Origin of the sequence: Hyphomonas sp. (assembly GCF_016125515.1) — a bacterium.
GTDB lineage: Bacteria > Pseudomonadota > Alphaproteobacteria > Caulobacterales > Hyphomonadaceae > Hyphomonas.
This window is the reverse complement of record NZ_WGLO01000009.1, coordinates 1-22369: the sequence shown is the minus strand read 5'-3', so window position 1 is coordinate 22369 and position 22369 is coordinate 1. Positions and strand designations below refer to the sequence as shown.

Genomic DNA, 22369 nt, shown 5'->3' with positions numbered 1-22369 from the left:
ACCTGAACGCGAAAAGGCAAACCTCCATGCAAAACATCCTGGGCATCGGCCTCTACGTCGTGATGGGGGGCCTCGTCGTGGTTCTGGCGCTCGGCATCATCAACCTTGTGCGCCAGGATGAAAACCAGCCCAGCCGGTCCAACAAGCTGATGCGCCTGCGCGTCATCTTCCAGGCTGTCGCGATCCTGCTGCTCGTCGTCATCGGCATCGCGGCCGGCGCCGTCAAGTTCGGCGGGTAGGCATGGTCAAGCTCGACAAAATCTACACCCGCACGGGCGACAAGGGCGAAACCCGCCTCTCCACCGGCGAGACCGTGCCCAAATGGCACCCCCGCGTCGCCGCCTATGGCACGGTGGATGAACTGAACGCGGCGCTCGGCGTCGCGGCGCTGGAAGCGAAAGGCGACATGCTGACCGCCCTCCGCCGCATCCAGAATGATCTGTTTGACCTCGGCGCAGACCTGGCCACGCCCGACCGCGGACGGGTGCTCGAATGGACCCCGCTGCGGATCGTCGAGGCGCAGGTGACGCGCCTTGAAACCGAGATCGACACGATGAATGCGGTCATCCCGCCGCTCGACAGTTTCATCCTGCCCGGCGGCTCACCGCTGTCCGCACACCTGCATGTCGCCCGCACCCTCTGCCGGCGAGCCGAGCGGCAGATGGCCGAACTCGCCGCAATACCGGAAGAGCCGGTCGGTGCGCCCGCCCTCGCCTTCATCAACCGCCTGTCAGACTGGCTGTTCGTGGCCGGCCGCGCCGCCAACAAGGACGGCGCCGACGACATCAAATGGGTGCCGGGCGCGAACCGCTAGCGCCGCAGCGCGTCGCGCAGCTCCGCCATCAGGCCGAACAGCTCGATCACCGGCGTCACCTTGCCGTCGCCGCGATACTCCCGGTACAGACTGTCGACGTTGACGGCGATCCGTTCGGCGTCGCCCCAGCTGGCATAATCGCCCAGCGCAATGTCCAGCGCCGCCTCACGCACCGGCAGGCCCGCATCAAAGCGCTTGCGCGCCTCGCGGTCGACAAAGGCGAGATAGTCGGCCACACGCTGCACGCCCGCCTTGTCCGTGATCGGACCATGCCCGGGCACGATCACGTCCACATCCATGGCGATGATCTTTTCGCAGGCGCCGATCCAGTTGCGCACTGGCCCCGCCCACATCAGCGGCGTGCCGTCGATGAACAGGATGTCGCCCGTGAACACCGCCCGGTCGCCCGGCACATGCACCAGCACATCCCCGCCGGTATGCGCGGGCCCGACCTCGATCAACTGCACCGCCTTGTCGCCCACCTTAAGGTCCAGCGTGCCGGAGAAGGTGCGCGTCGGCATGCGCTCATCGACATCCTCGAAATCGAAAGGCGCGAAAATGTCGGCAAAATAGGCGCCCGCCGGGCCGAGCTTCGCACCGGCCGCCTTGAACATGGCCAGCGTAGCAGGCGGCACTTCGGCCATCTCTTTGGCGCTGGCCTCGCTGGCAATGATCTCCGCCTGCGGACAACATCCGTTGCCATGGCAGTGGTCGCCATTGGCATGTGTGTTGACGATCGTGCCGATCCGGTTTGCCGGAATACCGGAGGCATCTTCCATTGCTACCAGCATGTCGCGCGTCAGGCCCATGTCGAACAAGGTGTCGACAAGCAGCGACGCCTCGCCGTCGCGGATCAGCCCGGCATTCGACCAGCCCCATCCGCCATCCGGCTGCAGCCAGGCGTATAGTCCGTTGCCGATATCCTTGAGGCCCTTCGAGTAGTCCCAGCGCTGCGCCATATTGGCTCCTCCCGATGTTTTGCAGCATCAAGGCAGGCTCCAGCCCAGCTTGCAAGCGGGCGCGCCGCGATCACGCGGTCAAGACGTCGCCACCGCCGCCGGATCCGCCGACGCTTCGGGCACATCAACGTGCATCGCATCGGCCAGCGCGGCGAGCAGCGGCGTCGGGCGATAGTCCGGCAGCAATGCCCGCAGCTTGCGGCCATCAATGGCGTGCGGCACGGTCCAGAGGTAGCGCATTTCCATCACCTCCCGAATATCCGGCGCAAACAGCCCAGCCACGCGCATGGCACCCCAGGGCATCGAACCGACCTTCAGCGCTCGCCCGGCAACCCGCTCCATCGCGGTTACAAGCTCGTGGCCTGTCAGGTTGAACCCCTCGAAACCGAAGCCGGCGAACGGGCCGATCTGCGCCCGCTTTTCCGCGAGGCCCACCATCGCCCGGGCCATGTCCGGCAGGTAGGCCCAGGCATGCACCCGGTCCAGCGGCCCGGGATAGGTCACCCGCCCCTGCCCGGCCTTGGCGGCGATATAGGTGTCGAACCAGTTGCCGGTCTTCTCGCGCTCGATGAAATCGCCGCCCCGCAGGATGAGCGTCTGCACGCCTTCATCCGCCGCTTCGGCATAGAGGTTCTCCATCGCTTCGCGCAGTTTGCCCTTACGCGTCGTCGGTTGCGGCAGGGTCATCTCGTCCAGCACCGGCGGCATGCCCGACCCGTAATTGTAGACATTGCCGGGCAGCAGCACGCTCGCGCCGGTCGCTTTGGCGGCGGCAAGTGTCGAGGCGGCGAGGCGGGGCAGGTCCCGCGCCCAATTGCTGTAGGCCGGGTTCAGCGCATTGACGATCACGTCCGCGCCGGCGGCTGCCGCGCTCACCGCATCGGCATCGAACGCATCGGCGGTCACGCGCTCTATGCGCGGATCGATCCGACCGGAATCCCAATCCCGCGCCAGGCCGCGCACCCGCCAGCCCGCCGCAAGGAAGGCCTGCGCGGCCGCCCGGCCGAACCGTCCCTTTGCGCCGAGAATAATCACGTCCTTTGCCATGTTGGCCTCCGTCCTGGGTTGACGGTCTCAAGATATGTATCCACTATTGGAACAGCACTTGCACATTTTCGTATATCGACATCCATTTTTGGATATCCGTTATGACGCAGCTCGACTGGGCCCTGCTCCAGAGCTTCGCCGCTGTTGGCGAACACGGCTCGCTGTCCGCAGCCGCCCGGGCCACCGGCACCAGCCAGCCGACGATGAGCCGGCATGTGTCGGACCTTGAAACCAGGATCGGCGCCCGCTTGTTCGAGCGCACCTCCACCGGGATCGAGCTGACCCCCGCCGGCGCCCGCCTGATGGCCCATGCCCGCGAAATGTCGTCCGCCGCCGAACGCCTCTCGCTCACTGCGGCCGGACAGGACGACCGGCTCGCCGGATCGGTCCGGATCACCGCCAGCAACATCGTCGCCACCTATGTCTTGCCCGACATCCTCACAGCCTTGCGCATCGCCGAGCCGGACATCGAAATCGAACTCGTCTCTTCCGACCGGAGCGAGAACCTGCTCCGCCGCGAAGCCGATATTGCCGTGCGCATGTACCGCCCGGAGCAACCCGATGTGATCGCGAAGAAGCTCGGCGACCTGCCGATCGGCATGTTCGCGGCCCGGTCCTACATCGACCGGCGCGGCATGCCGCAAACCATTGAGGATATCCTCGGCCATGACGTGGTCGGCTATGACCGCTCGACCCTCGTAATCGACGGCTTCGCGCGCGGCGGCCTGAAGGTCGACCGCGAGTTCTTCGCCTTCCGCAGCGATGACCAGGTCGTCTGTTGGCAGATGGTTGTGGCCGGATACGGCATCGGCTTCAACCAGGTCAGCATCGGCGAGGCTGATCCCCGCGTCGTGCGCATTCCGCTCGCCGGCGAACTCGGAAGCCTGCCCGTCTGGCTGGTCGCGCATGCCGAACTGAAAGCCACGCCGCGCATCCGCCGCGTCTACGATTTCCTCGCTGAACAGCTCACCGCCACCTACCGCGATTAGAACCGGTCCAGCAGCCGCTTGAGATATTCCTTCTCATCCTCGTCTTCCGCTTCGTTATAGCGGCGGCGCAATTCGTCGAGGATGTCCTTGGCGCGCTGCCGCTCGGCCTTCTCGGGAATCTCGACATTTTCCCCGTCATTGCCGGCGCCCATCAACGAACGGCCCATCGGGTCCTGCCCGCCGCCCCGTTCACCGAGACGCGCCGCCTGCAGGCTGTCCAGCGCCGACGCCATCCCGCGCGACAGTTCGGACATCAGCTGCGTCGCCCGTTCCTGCTCCGCGATGGCGCGGCCTTCATTACCGTTCTCCAGCGCCCGTTCGGCCCGGCGCTGCGCTTCGCGGATCGCGGACAAGGCGTCCGGATCGATCTTCGCGCCCTCGCCGCCGGCGCCCTCACCTTCGCCTTCGCCGCTACGCTTGGCGAACTCCTCGACCAGCCGGCCGAGTTCGGCCTGACGCTCCGCCAGCGTACCACCGCGATCGAAGCCGCCGCCCTGATCGCCGTCCTGCGGCTCGCCCTGATCGCCCGCACCGGTGCCGGTTTCGCCGGCCTGTTCGCCGCGGCCCATGCCGCTGCCTTCCTGTTGTCCGCCGGCGCCTTCGTCGGCGCCCTCACCGTCGGGCGAGCCAAAGGGCGGCGGCGTGCCGCCCTGGCCTTGCGGCTGCTCCCCGCGTTGCTGGGCCAGCGTATCGTCGTTCAGCTGGCGCTGCTCGCGCAGCAACTCCGACAGGCGCCGCATCGCATCGGTCAGCTCCTGCTCCTCGGGCGGCAGGTCGCCCTGCTCCCCATCCGCCTGCTGTCCCGGCAGGCCCTGGCCCTGCTGGCCTTCGCCGCCTTTCTGGAATTCCAGATTCTCCAGCATGTTGGTGATATCGGAGAGCAGCTGGCGCGCCTGATCCGTCGCGCCGGTATCGGTCAGGTCCTGCAGCGCGTTCAGCATGTCCTCGAAGTCGCTGCCGCCGAGCCCCTGCCCGCCCGCCTGCGCCTGGCCATCCTCATCGGAAGGCGGCGAGTCGAGCCCATTGGCAATCGCCTCGGCCATCTTCGCGGCGAGGTATTCGTTGGCCGCATCGCGGAACGCTTCCATCAGCCTGCGGATCTCTTCCTCCGGCGCGCCGTCGCGCAGCGCCCGTTCCAGCGCCGCCCGCGCCGCTTCCAGCCGCCGGGCCGCATCCGCCGCGCTGCCATACTCCAGCTTCAGGGCCATCGCCCAGAGCAGCGGATCCACCGCGTCGGCCTCGGCCTTCGAATCGGCGGCCACCAGTGTGCTCTCAGCCATCTTGAAGCCCATGAAGATGCCGAGATCGTCAAAGAACATCTCGCCCTTGTAGGTCACCGAGCCCAGCAGCGCCGCCGCCTGACGCACCCCGTCCGGCGCCCGCGCGAGCCGTCCCGTAGCCGTGAGGTTCAGTGCGCCATCGGTCAGCGCCTCTTCATTCTTTCCGGCCTCGGCATAGCCGCGCGGCTCGCGCAGAACCGTCACGCGCACTTCCTGCGCCACCTGCGCCAGCGGGTCGAGGAACAGTTTCTCCGGCAGGATATAAGGCACAGTCTCGCTGCGCCCTTCCTGCCCGGACCCATCGGTTGCAATCAGTTGCAGCTCCACGGGCAGTCCCGCCCACGCATGCCGCGTCAGGTCGAGCTCCACGGACGCGTTCGCTTCCTTCGCGCCCGCGGCGCCGGGCATCGGCACCGGCACACGGTCTTCTGCATCAGGCGCCGTCGGGTGCGGCTCCTGCAACCGGATCGCCAGATCCACGCTGACCACTCCGTAATCGTCCTGCGCTTTCCAGGCAAACTTCACCCGGTCCTGCGCGCCGGGCTCCGGCGCGCTGACAAACTCGATCGCCGGGATTGCATCCGGAAGGACGGTAAAACTGTAGCGCGCCCGCTCGCCCCACCACCGGACGCTGATCCGCGTGTCACCGTTGATCGTCGCCTTGGCTTCCCAGGCGCCGTCCGGCGTGGAAACAAACCTTGCCGCCTTGTCGCGCGCGCCCTTCATCACAAGGCGCGGCGCCGTGCGCGCTTCGGTGCGCAGCGTCACTTCTGAACCCTTCGGAACACGGACATCTTCGCTGCCCGGCTTCAGGAAGATCGGCGGCCTGCCTGTATGTTCCGGCGGCGTCACCCAGGCCTCGACGACCATCTTGTCGGCGCCAACGAGCGCGCCATAGTCCGGGAACAGGGCGCGCCAGACCCGGCCGGGGCCATCCCCGCCCGCCAGTACAGCAAACGCGATCACTGCCGCCGGCAGGACCGCGCGCAGCATGTAAGGGTCAAGCGCCCGCCATTCGGCGTTCAGCGTCGGCAGGCGCAGGTTCTTCAATTCGGCAAGCAGCCGCTCGCGGTGCACCGCCCAAAGGCCTGCCGCCTCTGCGGACGGATAAGCGGGCCGGTCCTTCAGCGACGACAACGGCCGCAGCTCCGAGGAGGCTTCCAGCATGTCGGACGCCTCACCGTCGTCCGGCGGTGCATAGCGCTGGTGGCCGCGCCAGACCAGCAAGGCCGTGGCCGCCAGCAGGATCGGCGTCAGTAGCGCGGCGGTGATCTTGTCCAGGCGGTCAAAACTGCCGGACAAGGCCGCCGACAGGAACAGCGTAACCAGCACGAAGACCGGCCAGTAAGCATGCCCCAGCGCCAGCAGCGTGAGCCGGCGCTTCGTTGCGGCGACCTTTGCCGCAATCTGGGTCAGGCCTCCATCGTAAGCCACTCGGGCACGTGCTCCAATCCGGTCATCTCTTCAAAAGTCGGCCGTCTGCGGATGATATCGTAACGGTCCCCGTTCACCAGCACTTCCGGCACCAGCGGCCGCGCGTTGTAGGCCGAAGACAGCACCGCCCCATAGGCGCCGGCGGACATGAAAGCGAGCCGGTCACCAGGCGCCACTTCCGGCAGCTCGCGCTCCGAGGCGAACTTGTCCGTCGACTCGCATATCGGGCCGACCACGTCATACGTCTTGCGTGCATGCCCCGCGTCCGGCTCGGCCAGCGGCAGGATATCGTGATGCGCGCCGTAAAGGGCGGGCCGGATCAGGTCGTTCATTCCGGCATCGATGATCAGGAAGGTGCGGTCCGGCGCCTGCTTTTCGTAGAGCGCCGTCGTCAAAAGAACGCCGGCATTGCCCGCGATCACGCGCCCCGGCTCCAGTATCACTTCGAACCCGTGCCCGGCGGTCACCTCGGCGATCATCGCCGCATAGGCGGTCGGGGGCGGCGGTGCATCACCGTCCTTATACGGAATACCTAGCCCGCCACCCACATCGATCCGGCGGATATCATGCCCCTGCCCGCGCAGCCGCAGGGCGAGCGTAACCACCTTCTCGAAGGCCGCGCGCATCGGCGTCAGGTCGCCGATCTGGCTGCCGATATGAACATCCACACCGACCGTTCGGATGCCCGGCAGACGAGCCGCTTCAGCATACAGCGCTTCGGCTTCGCCCCAGGGCACGCCGAACTTGTCGCCGGACTTGCCAGTCGAGATGTTGGGATGTCCGCCGGCGGCCACATCGGGGTTCACGCGCAGCGCAATCGGCGCGTCGCGGCCGACCTTCACAGCGACTTCGGACAGAAGGCGCAGTTCGCCCGCGCTCTCCACATTGAACTGGTGGATGCCCTGCTCCAGCGCGAGCGCCATTTCCGCGGCGGTCTTGCCGACGCCGGAGAAGACGATCTTCGAGGCCGGAATGCCCGCCTTGCGGGCCCGCATCAGCTCGCCGCCGCTGACGACGTCCGCGCCGCACCCCTGCGCGGCGAGGGTGGCCAGCACGGCCAGGTTGCCATTGGCTTTCACAGAATAGGCGATCAGCACGCTCTGCCCACGGAAGGCTTCGGCGATCACATTCGCATGGCGCACCAGCGTGGCGGAGGAATAGACATAACAGGGCGTGCCGACGTCGCCCGCCACCGTCTCAAGGCTCACCCCCTCGCAATGAAGGTGGCCCCCGGAATAGTTGAAATGGTGCATCCGTGCTCCGGGGCTTTAGTCGAGGTCGCCGAGGCCGCCGTCATCGACATCGCCGGCGGGCTTCGATTGTGGCACTTCCCCGCCCCAGTCATTTTCGGTCAGGCCTTCGGCCGGATTGTCGCTGATGGCCACCGCCACGTCGAGCGGAGCGCCGGCCTCCGGCACGGAGGTCAGCGAAGCCGCGAGCGTGATCACCGGCTCAGCCGGCGGCGCGGTCTGGCATCCGGCCAGGATCAGCCCGGCGCCCGCCGCAAGAAGCCACCGCGCGCGCATCAGTTCGTCGGGCCACCGAGGAGTTCATCCTCGGTGTCCTCCTCCGGCGTCGCCTCAGGGCGCTCCGGCAGGGGCGGCAGGCTCGTATTGTCCGGATCGGGCAAGTCTGCCGGGTCCAGGTTGTCCGGATTGCCCACCAGCGGTCCGGGGCGTTTCAGGTCGCCCGTCAGCCCGCAGGCCGACACACCGCCAAGAAGAACCAGCGCCGCGGCGGCGCCAAGAAGCCGTTTCATGTTCGTCACTCCAGTCGAAGTCTCTGTGTCCACTGTGCCACTTGTTCCTGAACCCGAACAGGGCTTGTGCCGCCATAAGATGTCCGGGATGAGGCAGACGCCTCCACCGTCAGCACATTGAAAACATCTTTGGTGATTGCGGAATGCACCTTCTGCATGTCGGCGAGGGAAAGTTCCGCCAGCTGGACGCCTTTTTCCTCGGCCAGGGCAACGATCCGCCCGGTCACATGGTGGGCGTCGCGGAAAGGCAGGCCGAGCTCGCGCACCAGCCAGTCAGCAAGGTCGGTGGCCGTTGAAAAGCCCTTCCCGGCCGCCTCCAGCATGTTGTCCGGCTTGAACCGGATCGTCTCGACCATGCCGGCCATGGCCCGCGCACAAAGGCCGAAGGTGTCAAAGGCTTCGAAGGTCAGCCGCTTGTCGTCCTGCAAGTCCTTGGCATAGGCCAGCGGCAGGGCCTTCACGGCGCCCTGCAGCGCCGCGAACAGGCCGGTGATCAGCGACGCTTTCGCCCGCACCAGCTCGGCCGCATCCGGGTTGCGCTTCTGCGGCATGATCGAAGAGCCCGTCGACCACTCGTCCGGCAGCGCTGCGAAGGCGAATTGGGGGCTCGTCCACAGCACGATCTCCTCGGCGAGGCGCGAAAGATGCGTCGCCGCGATCGACAGGCTGGCCAGGGCTTCCAGCGCGAAATCGCGCGCCGAGACCGCGTCCAGCGAGTTCGCCATCGGCCGCGCAAAGCCCAGCGCTTCGGCCGTCATGTCGCGGTCGATCGCAAAGCCTGTCCCGGCCAGCGCCGCCGCGCCCAGCGGGCACTCGTTCAGCCGCACGGCACAATCGAGAAGGCGCGTTCGGTCGCGCTCCAGCATCTCGACATAGGCCAGCAGATGGTGGCCAAGGGTCACCGGCTGGGCAGTCTGAAGATGGGTAAAGCCCGGCATGAACGTCGCGGCATGCTCCCCGGCCCGGCGCACCAACGCGGCCTGCAGGGCAATGATCAGGTGCGTCGTGTCGTTCAGCGCCCGGCGCGTCCAGAGGCGGAAATCCGTGACCACCTGGTCATTGCGCGAGCGCGCCGTATGCAGGCGCCCAGCGGGTTCGCCGATCAGCTCCTTCAGGCGCGCTTCGACATTCATGTGAATGTCTTCCAGCTCGCGCCGGAAGGGGAAGGTGCCATTGCGCAGCTCGGCTGAAACAAGGTCCAGCCCGGTCTGGATCGCCTCATTGTCGGCGGCTGTCAGAATTCCCATTTCGGCCAACATGTCGGCATGGGCGCGGCTGCCGGCCACGTCCTCTTCGGCCATCCGCCGGTCGACATCGAGCGAGGCATTGATCTCGTTCATGATCGCCGAAGGCGTTGCGGCAAAACGGCCGCCCCACATTGACTGGCCTTTACCCGAATTCATCGCCATATCCTTCGTCATTGCCTCACGGAGCCCCAAGGAACCTGGAACCCCGCATGACCCGCTACGCTTTTGCAGGCCTCTTCTTGGTCGCCCTCGCGGCCATTGTCTATGTGCTGATCAGCGCAGCAGGCGGCAAGGCGCCGCAATATGCGCTTGAACGCTACGCGGTCGGCACCCTCGAAAAGGTCGACTTTTCCGGCGCGGGCCAACATGTTCCCACCGGCTCGTTCAACGGCCCCGACGGCACCGAAGCCGATCTCGACAGCTTCAAGGGCAAGACGATCCTTGTGAACTACTGGGCCACCTGGTGTTCGCCCTGCGAACGCGAAATGCCCTCCCTCGGCGCCCTGCAGGCCGCCCGCGGCGGCGACGCTTTCGAAGTCGTCGCGATCAGCATCGATTCCGATGAGGATGTCGACTATGCTCGCGGCCGGCTCGGTGAACTCGGCGCGTCCAATATCGCCTTCCGCCATGCCCCGCTCGACCGGGGCGACATCGTTTACGGCGCCAATGTCCAGGGCTTCCCCACCTCGATCCTCTACGGGCCCGATGGCCTCGAGCTGGCGCGCCTCTCAGGCGAAGCCGACTGGTCGGCTCCCGAAGCGGTCCAGTTCATCGATGCCGCGCTAAGGCAGGCTCGCAAGGGCTAGCTTCACGCGCGCCAGTTGCTCCGCCATCTGGAATTCCGGCGGCGGCAGCGACGTAGACAACGGCCCCTTGCCCGGCCACATCAGCACGAGCAGGTCGAGTTCCAGCCGCAGCGCCCCGAACATCGCCGGATCCTGCGCCGCCGCAATGTCGCGCGCCACGAGCGCATAGCCATAGGCATCCTGATAGTCGCCGAGATTGACGATGACGCTGTTGTCGACACCGGAATCATATTCGGTCGCGAGGTTCTTCATCAGGAACTCGACCAGCGCCTTCGGATTTCCGCCCGCCGCGCGGCGCATCTCGGCCAGATTGGTTTCCGCCTCAACCAGCAGCGGCTCGATTTCGACCGCCTGTTTGCCGGCTTCGAGTTCGGTCGAGATCTGGTTGAAGAGTTCAGGTTTGAAACCCAGCGCGTCGAACCCGGCGACTTCGTCGGCCTTCGCGCCCGCGCCGAGATGCATCAGGTGATGCGCCGCTTCATTCGCCGCACCTGCCCGGTAGAGGGCCAGTCCGGAGGCCGCATGGCCCGACATCAGCGCCAGACGCTGGTCGACCGACAGGCTCTGCATCTGCAGCCCCGGAATGGTCGGCGTCGACACATCCGGAACATGGCCGGATTGCGCGGGCACGGCGCCTGCAACCTCGACCGCGTCGGGCGTTCCGCCGCCGCAGGCCGCAAGACTTGCCGCGCCCAGCAGCATCAGGCCGAAGCCTCGCCCTTTCCATTGCTTCAGGACACGATCCATGCCCGATCTCCCTTTGGCCCGGGCGATACCTTAATCCCCCGGCCGGACGTCTTCCAAGCCAAAGTTCCGGGTCAGCTGGCCGCGCCGGCGCACCAGTCGGGCTTTTTCTGGTGTCCGTCATAGTCCCAGGTCCGGTGCGTGCCGCCGGCGACGAGCAGGCTGGCCACATCCTTGCCGTCAAGGTCGAGGCTGAGCACGGTCCGCTCGTACCGGTCCTTGCCGCGGGTTTCACGGACGCGGACGGTTCTGCCGCGCGTCAGTTCGAGGGCCGCCTCCTTGGCTTCGAAGCCGAGGTCGCGTTCGGCTTCGCATTTCGCTCCGCCCCGCTGTTTCATCGAGCCGGTCTCCGGCGAGTCGATGCCGTGCAGGCGGAATTTGGTACCATCCGAAAGGCGCCCGGAATCGCCATCCGACCAGTAAACCGTCAGCGCCGCGCTTTGCATCTCCGTTGCGGCGCTTGCCGGGGAGGAGGACGAGGACGCGTAGACCGCCCCGCCTGCCACGATCGACAACAATATGGCCGCTCCGGCCAGATAGGTCAGCGGTGTACGGACCGACATGGCGTGCTCCTGCAGCTTCGTTTCCGAAGCCAGAGGAACCCGCGGGAGGTTACCGGAAGGTTAACTTCCGGCCGCTAGCGCGTCGCGACCGGATGGTCACCGGAATAGTCGTAGAAGCCCTTGCCAACTTTCTTGCCGAGCCAGCCCGCCTCCACATATTTCACAAGCAACGGGCACGGACGATATTTGGAATCGCCCAGTCCGTCATACAGGACCTGCATGATCGACAGGATCGTATCGAGGCCGATGAAGTCTGCCAGTTGCAGCGGGCCCATCGGATGGTTCGCCCCGAGACGCATGGCGGTATCGATGCTCTCGACGTTTCCGACGCCCTCATACAGCGTGTAGACCGCCTCGTTGATCATCGGCACCAGGATGCGGTTGACGATGAAGGCCGGATAGTCGCCGGCATTGGTCGTGGTCTTGTCGATGCGGCCGGCAAAGGTGATGGCCGTGTCATAGGTATCCTGGCTGGTGGCAAGACCCCGGATCACTTCGACCAGTTTCATCAGCGGCACTGGGTTCATGAAGTGCAGACCGATGAACTTCTCCGGACGGTCCGTAACCGAAGCGAGACCGGTGATCGTGATCGAGGACGTGTTGGTCGCAAGATACGTATGCGCTGGAAGCACTTCGCACAGGCCGCGGAAGATCTGTTCCTTCACCGCGCGTTTCTCGGTGGCCGCCTCGATCACCAGATCGGCCTCGGCATGGACCTTGGTCTCCGTGCTCGTCCGTATACGTTTCAAGGCGGTTGTCATCTGGTCCGGCGTGATCAGCGAACGCGCGACCTGGCGGCCCATATTGTGGTCGATCGCCTGCAGCCCCTTCTCCAGCGCAGCGGGCGAAACATCGGTGAGGACGACGTCGTAGCCGGCGAGCGCGGAAACGTGCGCGATGCCATTGCCCATCTGCCCGGCGCCAATGACGCCCACGGTCTTGATCTCTGCCATGGCGACTCTCCTTGAACGCCTGTTGAAGGGGCCCGTTATAGCGTCTTGTGCAGCGCAGCAAAGCCCGGCGCTGCGCCGCCGGTTGAACCCAACTGAAAAGCCCGGCGCCGCAGGGGCACCGGGCTTTGATTCATTTGGATTTCCAGACCTTAGAGGGCGCTGGTCAGTTCCGGAACAGCGACGAAGAGATCCGCCACGAGGCCGTAATCGGCAACCTGGAAGATCGGGGCTTCCTCGTCCTTGTTGATCGCGACGATGATCTTGGAATCCTTCATGCCGGCGAGGTGCTGGATGGCGCCCGAGATACCGACGGCGATGTAGAGTTCCGGCGCGACGATCTTGCCGGTCTGGCCGACCTGGTAGTCGTTCGGGGCGTAGCCCGCGTCGACAGCGGCGCGCGAAGCACCGACGGCGGCGCCGAGCTTGTCCGCCAGCGGCACGATCACTTCGTTGAACTTCTCCGCCGAGCCGAGCGCGCGGCCGCCGGAGACGACGATCTTCGCGGCGGTGAGTTCCGGACGATCCGACTTCACCATCTCTTCCGAAATGAATTCCGACTTGAAGCCGCCCGACGGAGGCGCGACGTCCTCGACCGAAGCCGAGCCGCCTTCGGCCGCTGCCGGGAACGCCGTGCCGCGTACGGTGATGACTTTCTTCGCGTCCGACGATTTAACCGTCATGATCGCGTTGCCGGCATAGATCGGGCGCACGAAGGTCGACGTATCGACGACTTCGACGATTTCCGAAAGCTGCATCACATCGAGCTTGGCCGCGATGCGCGGGGCAATGTTCTTGCCCGTGGTGGTGGCCGCGATGAACACCGCATCATAGCCCGCCATCAGTGGCACCACGAGGGCTTCCATGGCTTCGGCGGTCTGCTTGCGCAGGCTTTCGCCTTCCGCTTTCAGCACTTTGCGGACGCCGGAGATCTTCGCAGCGGCCGGGGCAACCGAACCGGCGTTTTCACCGGCGACGAGCACGTCGACATCGCCGCCGAATTTCAACGCGGCGGTCACCACCTTGTGCGTCGCATCGGACAGCGCGCCGTGGGCATGTTCAGCAATGACGAGGACAGCCATCAGATCGCTCCTGCAGTTTTGAGTTTCGAGACCAGCGTGGCCACATCTTCAACCTTGATGCCGGCGCTGCGCACGGCCGGCTCGGTGACTTTCACCACCGAAAGGCGCGGCGAGATGTCGACGCCATAATCTTCCGGCGACTTCTCGGCGATTTCTTTCTTCTTGGCCTTCATGATGTTCGGCAGCGAAGCATAGCGCGGCTCGTTGAGGCGCAGGTCGACCGTGACGATGGCCGGCAGCGTGAGCTTCACGGTCTGCAGGCCGCCATCGACTTCGCGGGTGACTTTCAGCGCGTCGCCGTCTTTCTCGATCTTGTAGGCGAAGGTGCCTTGCGGCCAGTCCAGCAGCGCGGCCAGCATCTGGCCGGTCTGGTTGGAATCGTCGTCGATGGCCTGCTTGCCGAGGAGCACGAGGTCCGGCTTCTCGTCGGCGACGACCTTGGCCAGAAGCTTGGCGACCGCGAGCGGCTCAGCGGCGGCGTCGGTCTTGATGAGGATGCCGCGATCGGCGCCCATGGCGAGCGCGGTGCGGATGGTTTCCTGCGCCTGTTGCGGGCCGATGGAGACCGCGATCACTTCGGTCGCCGTGCCGGCTTCCTTCATGCGTACCGCCTCTTCGACCGAAATCTCGTCGAAGGGGTTCATCGACATCTTGACGTTGGCGAGATCGACTCCGGTCTGGTCCGGTTTCACACGGACTTTGACGTTGTAATCGATGACGCGCTTGACGGGCACGAGAACCTTCATGCGGGCGCTCCCAGGCTGGTTTATGGTTGTGGAACTTCAAAAGTGCGCCGTCCCTACCGTTGCGGGGCCTCGCGCGCAAGGCTTGACGCTTACGTCAGGGTCAATTTGGCGCGTATTTTGGAATGGGTTTTCCAATTTCCGGACCGAGTGAGCCCTCCAGGAAAGCCCGAACCTTTACATCCAGCAAAACTGTAGTAGTCGGATTCTATCCGAACCCGCCGCAGCTCAGCGGCCCGAAGCCCGGAAAGGAGACCGTCATGCCCCTGCCCCGTCTCCACATCCAGCTTCAAGGTTCACATGAACATGATTTCTCGACTGGCGCGCGCCGCCAGACGGGTTTGGCGCTTTCCCGCCCGTAAAAGCGCCGCCAAGGACATCGCCGACCACACCCGCCGCGCCAAGGCGCAGCTACGCACCCGTATTCCGCCGCACCTGCTGAAGGATGTGGGGGTTGAGGACGGGTGAGGCCTACTCCGGCGCCTCATTGTTTTCGCGGAGGACGAGGCCGGCGAGGTAGAGGGAGCCGCAGATGAGGATGCGATCGGCGCCGCTTGCGGCGGCGGCGCGCAGGGCGCCGGCGAGGCTGTCGCAGGCGGTGGCGGTGAGGCCGGCGGTCAGCGCGGCATCGGCGAGCTGGATCGGCTCGGCGCCAAGATGGCCGGGCGCGTTCGGCAGGGTGAAGACCGGTGGCTTCAGGTGGCGGAACGGCATGAAGAAGCCGACCGAATCCTTGCTGGCGAGCATGGCGGTGACGAGCGCGGTCTTGCCGCCGAGCTGTTTCAGGTGGCGCGCAATCGCACGGGCCGCATGCGGATTGTGACCGCCGTCAAGCCAGACTTCGCAGCCTTCTGCCATGGCGGTGACCGGGCCGGGCTTCAGCCGCTGCATACGCGCGGGCCAGACCGCCGTGCGCGCGCCCTGGAAGATGGCATCCTGCGGTATACGGACGGAATTGCCGAACAGCTGCATCGCCATGGCCGCGAGCGCCGCGTTCGCGCGCTGGTGTTCGCCGATCAGCGACAGGTCAGGCGGCATCGCGTCGATGAAATGGGCCTTCAGCCGGTAGAGCGGCGCGCCCTCGGTGCCAGCCTTTTTCGCGATCACCTCGTCGCACACCTTGCGCTGGATGGCGGTCAGCGCCGGGCGGCCCGGCTTGATGATGCCGGCTTTCTCGCCCGCGATGGAGCGCAGGTCCGACCCGAGGAAGGCCTTGTGGTCGAAATCCACCGGCGTGATCACCGACAGGGCCGGCGCCTCGATCACATTGGTCGCATCATAGCGCCCGCCGAGACCCACTTCGAGGATCAGCACATCGGCCGGCACTTCGGAGAAGGCGAGAAAGGCGGCTGCGGTGGTCGCCTCGAAATGCGTGATCTCCCCGTCGCCGATGGCCTCGAACGTGCGGTCGAGCCAGGCGATGAGGCGCGCATCGTCGACCAGCTTGCCCGCAAGCCGGATCCGTTCGTTGAAACGGACGAGATGGGGCGAGGTGAAAACGTGCACGGACAGGCCGGCCGCTTCGGCCATGGCGCGCATGAATGCGGAGGTAGAGCCCTTGCCGTTCGTGCCGGCGACGTGGATCACCGGCGGCAAATTGAGATGCGGATTGCCGAGGCGTTCGAGCGCACGCAGGATGCGCCCGAGCGACAGCTCGATGACGTCTGGATAAAGACCCTCGAAGCGCTTCAGCGCCGCATCGAGCGCCGGACTGTTACCGTTCAATCAGCAGCGCCCCTCGGCTGGGGCGGCTTCTCGGCATGCGTTTTCGGCGCCGTGAGCGTGACGCTGGAACGATCATCCCGGCGGCGCGACATCGGCAGGAGGTGAGAAAGGACACGCGACAGCGTTGCCTTCAGTTTCCTCCGGTCACAGACGATATCGACCTGGCCCTTCTCGCGCAGGAATTCCGAACGCTGGAAGCCTTTGGGCAGGCTCTCCCGGATGGTCTGCTCGATCACGCGCGGCCCCGAGAAGGCGATCATTGCGCCCGGCTCGGCAATGTGCACGTCGCCAAGCATGGCGTAGGAGGCCGACACGCCGCCCGAGGTCGGGTCTGTCAGGACGACGACATAGGGAAGCTTGGCATCGGCAAGGTCGTTGATCGCCAGCGTGGTGCGCGGCATCTGCATCAGGCTGAGCGTGCCTTCCTGCATGCGCGCGCCGCCGGACGCGGTGCAGACCACGAAAGCCGACTTGCGGGCGAGCGCCAGTTGCGCCGCCGTGATGAAGGCCTCTCCGGCCGCCATGCCGAGCGAGCCGCCCATGAAATCGAAATCCTGAACCAGGATCACGGCGGGCACGCCGCCGATCTTGCCATAGGCGGCGACCATGCAGTCTTCCTGCAGGAGCGGCGCCCCGCCCTCTTCGGTTTCCTTGAGGTCGCGGGCCGCGACCTTGGACCGAGCGGCCTTGAGGCGCGCGGGATAGGGCTTGTCGTCCTTGAACTTCAGCGGGTCCATCACGACCGGCGGCAGGGCGATCGGCTCCCAGCGCTCATCATCGAACAGGAGGCGGAAACGGGTGCGCGGCGAGATGCGCAGGTGCGCCCCGGCCGGCGTGACATTCCAGGTCGCTTCCAGGTCGCTCTTGTAGATCAGCTCGCCGGAGGCCGGACACTTTACCCAGAGGTCATCCGGGGTGTCCTTCTTCTGCATCATGGTCTTGAGACCGGGCGGGGTGACCTTGTTGATCCAGTTCATGGGACGAACTCTCCTGAAATCGCAGTCAAATCAGCTTTTGCGGACCGAGGCGATTGCACCCTGCAGTTCCCGCGCAAGGCTGCCCATTGCCGGGGGTGCGTCGCCGAACCTGCCACTTGCCTGTGCATCGCCCGCCTTTTCCACAAAAGCCGAACCAACGACCACCCCGTCTGCGATTTTAGCCATTTCCGCAGCCTGTGCACCACTTTTTACACCGAATCCGACACAAACCGGCAATCCGGACACTTTTTTTACCATGGCCACTTTCCCTGCAATCGCCGCAGGATCCGCGCTTCCAGCGCCTGTAACGCCGGTTACCGCGACGAAATAGATGAATCCCGAGGCTCCTTCGGCCACCTTGGCGGCGCGGGACTCGTCGGTCGTCGGCGTGGCCAGCCGGATCACGGACAGGCCGTGCCGGGCATAGACTTCGCGCAAGGGCGCATCTTCCTCGGGCGGCAGGTCGACGATGATGGAGCCGTCGATTCCGGCGGCGGCGGCCTTTTGGGCGAATACGTCATAGCCCATGGAATGGACCGGGTTGGCATAGCCCATCAGGATCAGCGGCGTGGTCTGGTCGTCCTGCCGGAACCGGGCGGCCAGCGCGATCACGTCCGACAGTTTCGTGCCCGCCGCCAGCGAGCGCAGGCCCGCCTTCTGGATCGCTGCGCCATCGGCCATCGGGTCGGTGAAGGGCGCGCCCAGCTCGATCAGGTCCGCGCCATTGTCGCGCAGCGCGCACAGCGCCTGATAGCTCGTCTCAAGGTCGGGGTCGCCAGCCATCAGGTAGGTGACCAGCACGGCGCGATGTTCGCCGCGCGCCTTCGCAAAGGCGGCTTCAATCCGTGTACGGCCCATCTAGCTTTCCGTGTTCTGAGCGGCCCAGGCGGCGTAGTCGTCGGTGACATGCGTCAGCGGCATGGCGACAATCGCGGGCACGTCATAGGGGTGATGCTTGCGCACCAACGTTTCGAGTTTGCTCCAGTTCGCCTCCGGCGCCTTGAGCCAGAGGATGAACTCGAACGACTGCTCGATCACGCCCTTCCAGCGATAGGACGAGGTGACCGGGCCTTCGATATTGGCGCAGGCCGCAAGGCGCGTCTCGATGGACGTGTCGGCGATATCCTCCGCCACGCGGCGGGAGGGACAGGTGATGCGAAGCAGAAGAAGTTTGGTCATTGCGTCAACGCCTCCGGATCGCAGGTTCCCAGCTTGAATGCCGCCATCGGCACAACCGAAGTGGAGCGGCCCGCATACGGAATGCCGATACCGGCCAGCGCGTCCCAGCCATAGCATTCCATACCGTCATCGCCGCCTACCGGCGCACGCGCCTGGCCGCAGATTCCGGTCTCGGTCCATTCCGCATCACGCACCAGCGCCGTGCGGCCATCGGCAAAGCAGAGCGCCGTTGATTGCGCGACCAGAGGAATGGCGTCGCCCTTGCGGGCAGCGTCGAAATTCTCGCGCGTCACCGGCGCATACGCGTATTTCGTCGTCGGCACGCAGCCCGCGAGCGCGGTCAACAGGAGGGGCGCAGCGAAGCCTCTCACATCTCCACTCCCAGCGCCTTGGCCACGGAGAAGACGTCCTTGTCGCCCCGGCCGCACATGTTGAGGATCATCAGACCCTTGGGCCCGAGTTCCTTGGCCACTTCGCCGACGCGTGCCAGCGCATGCGCTGGTTCCAGCGCCGGGATGATGCCTTCGAGGCGCGTACAGAGCTGGAAGGCGGCGAGCGCCTCATCGTCCGTGCACGACAGGTATTCGGCCCGGCCCATGTCGCGCAGGAAGGCGTGCTCCGGACCGATGCCGGGATAGTCGAGCCCCGCCGAAATAGAGTGGGCATCGATGATCTGGCCGTCATCGGTCTGCAGGAGATAGGTTCGGTTGCCATGCAGGATGCCGGGCTTGCCGCCGTTCAGCGCCGCCGCATGCAGGCCGGTCTCGATACCGTGTCCGGCCGCTTCGACCCCGATCAGGCGCACGGTTTCGTCGTCAATGAAGGGGTGGAACAGGCCTATGGCGTTGGACCCGCCGCCGATGCAGGCCATCACAGCGTCCGGCAGGCGCCCTTCCCGCTCGAGAATCTGCGCGCGCGCTTCCGTGCCGATGACCGATTGGAAGTCGCGCACGATTTCCGGGTACGGATGAGGGCCCGCCGCCGTGCCGATACAGTAGAAGGTCGTCTCGACATTGGTCACCCAATCCCGCAGCGCCTCGTTCATCGCGTCCTTCAGCGTGCCCGTGCCGGAAGAGACCGGAATGATCTTCGCGCCGAGCAGGCGCATGCGGAACACGTTCGGCTTCTGTCGCTCGACATCGGTCTCACCCATGAAGACGACGCATTCGAGGCCGAAGCGGGCGCAAATCGTCGCCGTCGCCACGCCGTGCTGGCCGGCGCCGGTTTCCGCAATGATGCGCTTCTTGCCCATCCGCCGCGCCAGCAGAACCTGGCCGAGGCAATTGTTGATCTTGTGCGCGCCGGTGTGATTGAGCTCGTCGCGTTTGAAATAGATCTTCGCCCCGCCGAAATGTTCGGTCAGGCGCTCGGCAAAATAGAGCGGCGAGGGCCGGCCGACATAATGGGTCCACAGGTCCTGCATCTCGGCGGCGAAAGCGGGGTCTTGCTTCGCCTTGCGGTATTCCGCTTCCAACTCCAGCACGAGGGGCATCAGCGTTTCGGCGACATAGCGTCCACCAAACTCGCCGAACCGGCCGTTTGCGTCCGGCCATTTGTCCCAGGTATTACGCAGATCCATTGGAATTACTGTCCTTTTGCCGCGTGCAGGAAGGCCCGGACGAGGTCCTTGTCCTTTAGCCCCCGGCTTCGCTCAACACCAGAGGACACATCTACGGCGCCGGCGCCGGTTTCAAGGAGGGCCGCTGCGACATTTTCAGGGGTGAGGCCGCCGGCCAGCAGCCAGGGCCGGGGCGGGGTCCAGCCCTTCAGGAGCGTCCAATCGAAGGCGGCGCCATGCCCGCCGGCAATTGCCGTGCCTTCCGGCGGTTTAGCGTCGATGAGCAAGCGGTCGGCCCCCGTGAACCGGGCCGCATGGGCAAGGTCGGCGGCCTCGCGCACCCCGACCGCCTTCCACACGTCAGCCCCGGTCAGCGCTTTCAGCTCGGCCACCCGGCCGGGCGTTTCGGTGCCATGCAGCTGCAGCACCCGGATGCCGAGGCCGGTCACGGCGCGCGCTTCGTCATCCGACGGGTTCACCATCACGCCCACCGGCACCGCGCTGCCGACCGACAGGAGCAGTGTCGCAGCGGCCGCCAGCGTCACTTCCCGCGGGCTCGGCGTGAACATGAAGCCGATCCAGTCCGCACCGCTTCGGGCGGCAAACGCCACCATGTCCGGATCCCGGAGGCCGCAGATCTTCACCATAACCATGCCGGCGGGCCTACCCGAAATGACGCGGCAGCGGAATAGGCGTAAACCAACAGGGTGCCCGGATTTGCGCGGCCGTCGCGCCAAGACCTGCCCCCGGCGCTTGTCCCAATATCGGCCGCGGCCTATCCTTGCCCTTAACCATCGCCGGGTTAGGCTGCCCCCGTCCCGTCATCCTGGCCTGGCCGTGCCCGTCCGGGCATAGAGCTTGCAAGCCCGGGCGAGGCCGCCGGAGTTCAGAAATCGTGTCAGTGTCCCATCCAGGTCTGTTTTCCACGCCGCGCGTGATCCCGGTGAACGTGTACGAAGACGCGCGCAAAGCGCCGCTGTGGGAACAGGCGCTGTACACGATCTGGCTGTTCTCCATTTTCCTGCCAATCGATGCCTTCCAGCCGATCCGCTATCTCTGCATCATGGGCATCCTGTCGGTGATGTTGATCTACCGCAGCGAAACCCTGCCGCTGATCGCGCGGGCCTGGCCGCTTTTCCCGCTGCCGATCATCGCCGCCTTCTCGATCTTCTGGACGCCCTATCCCGGCGACGCGCCGAAATCGGTGGCGCTGATGATGCTGACGCCGACGATGCTGATCGTGATGGCCTCGCGCCTGCGCGCGTCCGAATTCCTGCGCCTCACCATGTTCGCTGGCTGGATGGGCGTGCTCTATTCGGTCCCTTATTTCGGCACTTATGCCGAAGGCGGACCGTATGCGCAGAAGAACATCTTCGCCTTCCACATGATGCTGGTGATCCTGCTCTCGCTCGGCGCCTTCCTGAACGAGGAAGAACACATCATCACCCGGCTGATCGCCATCCTGTTCGTGCCGATCGCCTTCGTCTTCCAGCTGCTCGCCGAATCGGCCACCTCGCTTGTCTTCGCCGTCGTCGGCTCGGCGGTGTTGATCGGCGTCAAGCTCGTCTGGGGCAGCGCCTCGAAAGTGCGCCACATGCGATCGGTCGCACTGGCCCTGATCATTGCCATGGTGCTGGTTGTTCTCTTGGTCATCCTGTCGATGCCCGGAAGCTCGCTCGTGGACGACTTCTTCGCCCTCGTGGGCAAAGATTCCACCTTCACCGGCCGGACCGCGATCTGGAACGCCGCCGAGCGGGTCTCGGCCGAGCATCCCTGGTTCGGGGTCGGCATCGACGGCTTCTGGAACCCGATGACGGGTCTCGCGCAGACGCTGAACGAGAACGATTCCAAACCCTTCGGCACGAAGCTATCCTTCCACAGCGCCTTCTGGGAAATCCGCGTCCACTACGGCTTCGTCGGCCTCGCTGCCTTCCTCTGGGCGATGACCTGGTCGGGCCTGCGCACGTCGCTGCTCTGGCTGAAGGAAGGCAACCTCACGAACTCGACGCTGCTGCTGCTCTACCTCGTGATTCTGACCTCCTGCTTCACCGAATCCTACACCACCGGATCGGCGAACATGATGGTCTACTTCCTCTATTTCGGCGGCCTCGCCGCCTTCCGCGTCGGCGAACGCAAACTGCTCGGCGTCGCCCGCCTCGTCGAACGCCCGGCCTGATTTTGCGAAACAAGACCCAAGGCGCAGCCTGGCGGTGGTGTCAGCCAAACTCGAACCAGTCTCCGTTTTTCGCGGACAAGCAGGTGTCAGGCGGCGAGAAGCTCGCACCATTCGAGAAGAGCGGCGTCACCTAGCGATTTGTGTTCCCCGTCAGCGACCATGAGACAGATCGGCCAAATTGCTTAAGGAGGATTTCTGGCTGTTGATTTCTGCTGAGAACTGACCCGGGGTTTCCATCGAGAACTGACCCGCCTTTAGACTATCTTTCGAGTTTCATTTGCGGGTCAAGACGATGCCTTCTCCTTTTTCGATTTCGGCTTCTGCGCCGAGCTATTCT

The 22369-nt window shown here is 65.4% G+C and carries 25 protein-coding genes; 6 read left to right on the top strand and 19 right to left on the bottom strand.

Annotation, left to right across the window (positions count from 1 at the left end; all coding sequences use genetic code 11):
* Positions 1-26 precede the first annotated feature (26 nt).
* Positions 27-239 (top strand): twin transmembrane helix small protein, encoded by a 213-nt coding sequence (locus GC148_RS08145; protein WP_291070176.1) that lies wholly within the window; start codon positions 27-29, stop codon positions 237-239.
* Positions 240-241: 2 nt separating this feature from the next.
* The gene (locus GC148_RS08140) at positions 242-814 is read left to right on the top strand and encodes a cob(I)yrinic acid a,c-diamide adenosyltransferase (protein WP_291070175.1); all 573 of its coding nucleotides are present in this window, start codon (positions 242-244) and stop codon (positions 812-814) included.
* Here GC148_RS08140 and GC148_RS08135 read toward each other — a convergent pair.
* Positions 811-1773, bottom strand: coding sequence for an MBL fold metallo-hydrolase (locus GC148_RS08135; protein ID WP_291070174.1), 963 nt, complete (start codon positions 1771-1773; stop codon positions 811-813). The genes GC148_RS08140 and GC148_RS08135 overlap by 4 nt on opposite strands.
* Positions 1774-1851: 78 nt before the next feature.
* Positions 1852-2820: an NAD(P)H-binding protein gene (locus GC148_RS08130; protein WP_291070173.1), complete on the bottom strand. Its 969-nt coding sequence runs from the start codon at positions 2818-2820 to the stop codon at positions 1852-1854.
* Between the two features lie 101 nt (positions 2821-2921).
* Between GC148_RS08130 and GC148_RS08125 the strand changes: the two genes are divergently transcribed.
* A complete protein-coding gene (locus GC148_RS08125) occupies positions 2922-3809 on the top strand; it encodes a LysR family transcriptional regulator (protein WP_291070172.1) in 888 nt (295 codons plus the stop codon).
* Here the strand turns inward: GC148_RS08125 and GC148_RS08120 are convergent.
* The 5 genes from GC148_RS08120 to argH are packed head-to-tail and all read right to left on the bottom strand — an operon-like array spanning position 3806 to position 9685.
* Positions 3806-6523 carry a DUF4175 family protein gene (locus GC148_RS08120; protein ID WP_291070171.1) on the bottom strand — a complete coding sequence of 906 codons (2718 nt, stop codon included), beginning with the start codon at positions 6521-6523 and terminating at the stop codon, positions 3806-3808. The two genes, GC148_RS08125 and GC148_RS08120, sit on opposite strands and share 4 nt — an antisense overlap.
* On the bottom strand, positions 6502-7776 hold the full coding sequence (lysA, locus tag GC148_RS08115; protein ID WP_291070170.1) for a diaminopimelate decarboxylase: 1275 nt from the start codon (positions 7774-7776) through the stop codon (positions 6502-6504). The genes GC148_RS08120 and lysA overlap by 22 nt, the downstream gene beginning before the upstream one ends.
* A gap of 15 nt (positions 7777-7791) precedes the next feature.
* Positions 7792-8049: a hypothetical protein gene (locus GC148_RS08110; protein ID WP_291070169.1), complete on the bottom strand. Its 258-nt coding sequence runs from the start codon at positions 8047-8049 to the stop codon at positions 7792-7794.
* Positions 8049-8282 carry a hypothetical protein gene (locus GC148_RS08105; RefSeq protein WP_291070168.1) on the bottom strand — a complete coding sequence of 78 codons (234 nt, stop codon included), beginning with the start codon at positions 8280-8282 and terminating at the stop codon, positions 8049-8051. The genes GC148_RS08110 and GC148_RS08105 overlap by 1 nt, the downstream gene beginning before the upstream one ends.
* Before the next feature lie 5 nt (positions 8283-8287).
* Positions 8288-9685 (bottom strand): argininosuccinate lyase, encoded by a 1398-nt coding sequence (gene argH, locus GC148_RS08100; RefSeq protein WP_291070167.1) that lies wholly within the window; start codon positions 9683-9685, stop codon positions 8288-8290.
* A gap of 53 nt (positions 9686-9738) precedes the next feature.
* Between argH and GC148_RS08095 the strand changes: the two genes are divergently transcribed.
* On the top strand, positions 9739-10335 hold the full coding sequence (locus GC148_RS08095; protein WP_291070166.1) for a TlpA disulfide reductase family protein: 597 nt from the start codon (positions 9739-9741) through the stop codon (positions 10333-10335).
* Here GC148_RS08095 and GC148_RS08090 read toward each other — a convergent pair.
* The 5 genes from GC148_RS08090 to GC148_RS08070 all read right to left on the bottom strand — a co-directional run bounded on the left by GC148_RS08090 (position 10312) and on the right by GC148_RS08070 (position 14420).
* The gene (locus tag GC148_RS08090; protein WP_291070165.1) at positions 10312-11082 is read right to left on the bottom strand and encodes a hypothetical protein; all 771 of its coding nucleotides are present in this window, start codon (positions 11080-11082) and stop codon (positions 10312-10314) included. The genes GC148_RS08095 and GC148_RS08090 overlap by 24 nt on opposite strands.
* A 71-nt stretch (positions 11083-11153) precedes the next feature.
* Entirely contained in the window at positions 11154-11642 is a 489-nt protein-coding gene (locus GC148_RS08085; protein ID WP_291070164.1) for a thermonuclease family protein, read from the bottom strand.
* Positions 11643-11716: 74 nt separating this feature from the next.
* Positions 11717-12595 carry a 3-hydroxybutyryl-CoA dehydrogenase gene (locus GC148_RS08080; protein ID WP_291070163.1) on the bottom strand — a complete coding sequence of 293 codons (879 nt, stop codon included), beginning with the start codon at positions 12593-12595 and terminating at the stop codon, positions 11717-11719.
* A 149-nt stretch (positions 12596-12744) separates the two neighbouring features.
* The gene (locus GC148_RS08075; protein ID WP_291070162.1) at positions 12745-13674 is read right to left on the bottom strand and encodes an electron transfer flavoprotein subunit alpha/FixB family protein; all 930 of its coding nucleotides are present in this window, start codon (positions 13672-13674) and stop codon (positions 12745-12747) included.
* Entirely contained in the window at positions 13674-14420 is a 747-nt protein-coding gene (locus GC148_RS08070; RefSeq protein WP_291070161.1) for an electron transfer flavoprotein subunit beta/FixA family protein, read from the bottom strand. The genes GC148_RS08075 and GC148_RS08070 overlap by 1 nt, the downstream gene beginning before the upstream one ends.
* 297 nt (positions 14421-14717) lie before the next feature.
* On the opposite strand from GC148_RS08070, the gene GC148_RS08065 reads away from it, so the two are divergent.
* Positions 14718-14885 carry a hypothetical protein gene (locus GC148_RS08065; RefSeq protein ID WP_291070160.1) on the top strand — a complete coding sequence of 56 codons (168 nt, stop codon included), beginning with the start codon at positions 14718-14720 and terminating at the stop codon, positions 14883-14885.
* 3 nt (positions 14886-14888) lie between these two features.
* On the opposite strand, the gene GC148_RS08060 is transcribed toward GC148_RS08065, so the two are convergent.
* Genes GC148_RS08060 through GC148_RS08030 form a run of 7 tightly spaced genes read right to left on the bottom strand, consistent with a single transcriptional unit; the run spans position 14889 to position 20509 of the window.
* Positions 14889-16142 (bottom strand): folylpolyglutamate synthase/dihydrofolate synthase family protein, encoded by a 1254-nt coding sequence (locus GC148_RS08060; protein ID WP_291070159.1) that lies wholly within the window; start codon positions 16140-16142, stop codon positions 14889-14891.
* On the bottom strand, positions 16139-17119 hold the full coding sequence (locus GC148_RS08055) for an acetyl-CoA carboxylase carboxyltransferase subunit beta (protein WP_291070158.1): 981 nt from the start codon (positions 17117-17119) through the stop codon (positions 16139-16141). The genes GC148_RS08060 and GC148_RS08055 overlap by 4 nt, the downstream gene beginning before the upstream one ends.
* Positions 17120-17149: 30 nt before the next feature.
* On the bottom strand, positions 17150-17977 hold the full coding sequence (trpA, locus tag GC148_RS08050; RefSeq protein WP_291070157.1) for a tryptophan synthase subunit alpha: 828 nt from the start codon (positions 17975-17977) through the stop codon (positions 17150-17152).
* Positions 17978-18298 (bottom strand): divalent-cation tolerance protein CutA, encoded by a 321-nt coding sequence (gene cutA / locus GC148_RS08045; RefSeq protein ID WP_291070156.1) that lies wholly within the window; start codon positions 18296-18298, stop codon positions 17978-17980.
* Positions 18295-18669 carry a hypothetical protein gene (locus GC148_RS08040; RefSeq protein WP_291070155.1) on the bottom strand — a complete coding sequence of 125 codons (375 nt, stop codon included), beginning with the start codon at positions 18667-18669 and terminating at the stop codon, positions 18295-18297. Before GC148_RS08040 ends, cutA begins: the two co-directional genes overlap by 4 nt.
* On the bottom strand, positions 18666-19877 hold the full coding sequence (gene trpB / locus GC148_RS08035) for a tryptophan synthase subunit beta (RefSeq protein WP_291070154.1): 1212 nt from the start codon (positions 19875-19877) through the stop codon (positions 18666-18668). Before trpB ends, GC148_RS08040 begins: the two co-directional genes overlap by 4 nt.
* Positions 19878-19882: 5 nt before the next feature.
* Positions 19883-20509 (bottom strand): phosphoribosylanthranilate isomerase, encoded by a 627-nt coding sequence (locus GC148_RS08030; RefSeq protein ID WP_291070153.1) that lies wholly within the window; start codon positions 20507-20509, stop codon positions 19883-19885.
* A 248-nt stretch (positions 20510-20757) separates the two neighbouring features.
* Between GC148_RS08030 and GC148_RS08025 the strand changes: the two genes are divergently transcribed.
* Positions 20758-22032 (top strand): O-antigen ligase family protein, encoded by a 1275-nt coding sequence (locus GC148_RS08025; protein WP_291070152.1) that lies wholly within the window; start codon positions 20758-20760, stop codon positions 22030-22032.
* Positions 22033-22369: the final 337 nt, after the last annotated feature.

Bases quoted from the DNA above. Each gene is read 5' to 3' on its own strand.
- GC148_RS08095 (WP_291070166.1), top strand. From the start codon at position 9,739: ATGACCCGCTACGCTTTTGCAGGCCTCTTCTTGGTCGCCCTCGCGGCC.
- GC148_RS08055 (WP_291070158.1), bottom strand. From the start codon at position 17,119: ATGAACTGGATCAACAAGGTCACCCCGCCCGGTCTCAAGACCATGATG.
- GC148_RS08125 (WP_291070172.1), top strand. From the start codon at position 2,922: ATGACGCAGCTCGACTGGGCCCTGCTCCAGAGCTTCGCCGCTGTTGGC.
- GC148_RS08085 (WP_291070164.1), bottom strand. From the start codon at position 11,642: ATGTCGGTCCGTACACCGCTGACCTATCTGGCCGGAGCGGCCATATTG.
- GC148_RS08130 (WP_291070173.1), bottom strand. From the start codon at position 2,820: ATGGCAAAGGACGTGATTATTCTCGGCGCAAAGGGACGGTTCGGCCGG.
- GC148_RS08065 (WP_291070160.1), top strand. From the start codon at position 14,718: ATGAACATGATTTCTCGACTGGCGCGCGCCGCCAGACGGGTTTGGCGC.
- GC148_RS08135 (WP_291070174.1), bottom strand. From the start codon at position 1,773: ATGGCGCAGCGCTGGGACTACTCGAAGGGCCTCAAGGATATCGGCAAC.
- cutA (WP_291070156.1), bottom strand. From the start codon at position 18,298: ATGACCAAACTTCTTCTGCTTCGCATCACCTGTCCCTCCCGCCGCGTG.
- trpB (WP_291070154.1), bottom strand. From the start codon at position 19,877: ATGGATCTGCGTAATACCTGGGACAAATGGCCGGACGCAAACGGCCGG.
- GC148_RS08140 (WP_291070175.1), top strand. From the start codon at position 242: ATGGTCAAGCTCGACAAAATCTACACCCGCACGGGCGACAAGGGCGAA.
- argH (WP_291070167.1), bottom strand. From the start codon at position 9,685: ATGAATTCGGGTAAAGGCCAGTCAATGTGGGGCGGCCGTTTTGCCGCA.
- lysA (WP_291070170.1), bottom strand. From the start codon at position 7,776: ATGCACCATTTCAACTATTCCGGGGGCCACCTTCATTGCGAGGGGGTG.
- GC148_RS08030 (WP_291070153.1), bottom strand. From the start codon at position 20,509: ATGGTTATGGTGAAGATCTGCGGCCTCCGGGATCCGGACATGGTGGCG.
- GC148_RS08105 (WP_291070168.1), bottom strand. From the start codon at position 8,282: ATGAAACGGCTTCTTGGCGCCGCCGCGGCGCTGGTTCTTCTTGGCGGT.
- GC148_RS08145 (WP_291070176.1), top strand. From the start codon at position 27: ATGCAAAACATCCTGGGCATCGGCCTCTACGTCGTGATGGGGGGCCTC.
- GC148_RS08110 (WP_291070169.1), bottom strand. From the start codon at position 8,049: ATGCGCGCGCGGTGGCTTCTTGCGGCGGGCGCCGGGCTGATCCTGGCC.
- GC148_RS08090 (WP_291070165.1), bottom strand. From the start codon at position 11,082: ATGGATCGTGTCCTGAAGCAATGGAAAGGGCGAGGCTTCGGCCTGATG.
- GC148_RS08080 (WP_291070163.1), bottom strand. From the start codon at position 12,595: ATGGCAGAGATCAAGACCGTGGGCGTCATTGGCGCCGGGCAGATGGGC.
- trpA (WP_291070157.1), bottom strand. From the start codon at position 17,977: ATGGGCCGTACACGGATTGAAGCCGCCTTTGCGAAGGCGCGCGGCGAA.
- GC148_RS08070 (WP_291070161.1), bottom strand. From the start codon at position 14,420: ATGAAGGTTCTCGTGCCCGTCAAGCGCGTCATCGATTACAACGTCAAA.
- GC148_RS08075 (WP_291070162.1), bottom strand. From the start codon at position 13,674: ATGGCTGTCCTCGTCATTGCTGAACATGCCCACGGCGCGCTGTCCGAT.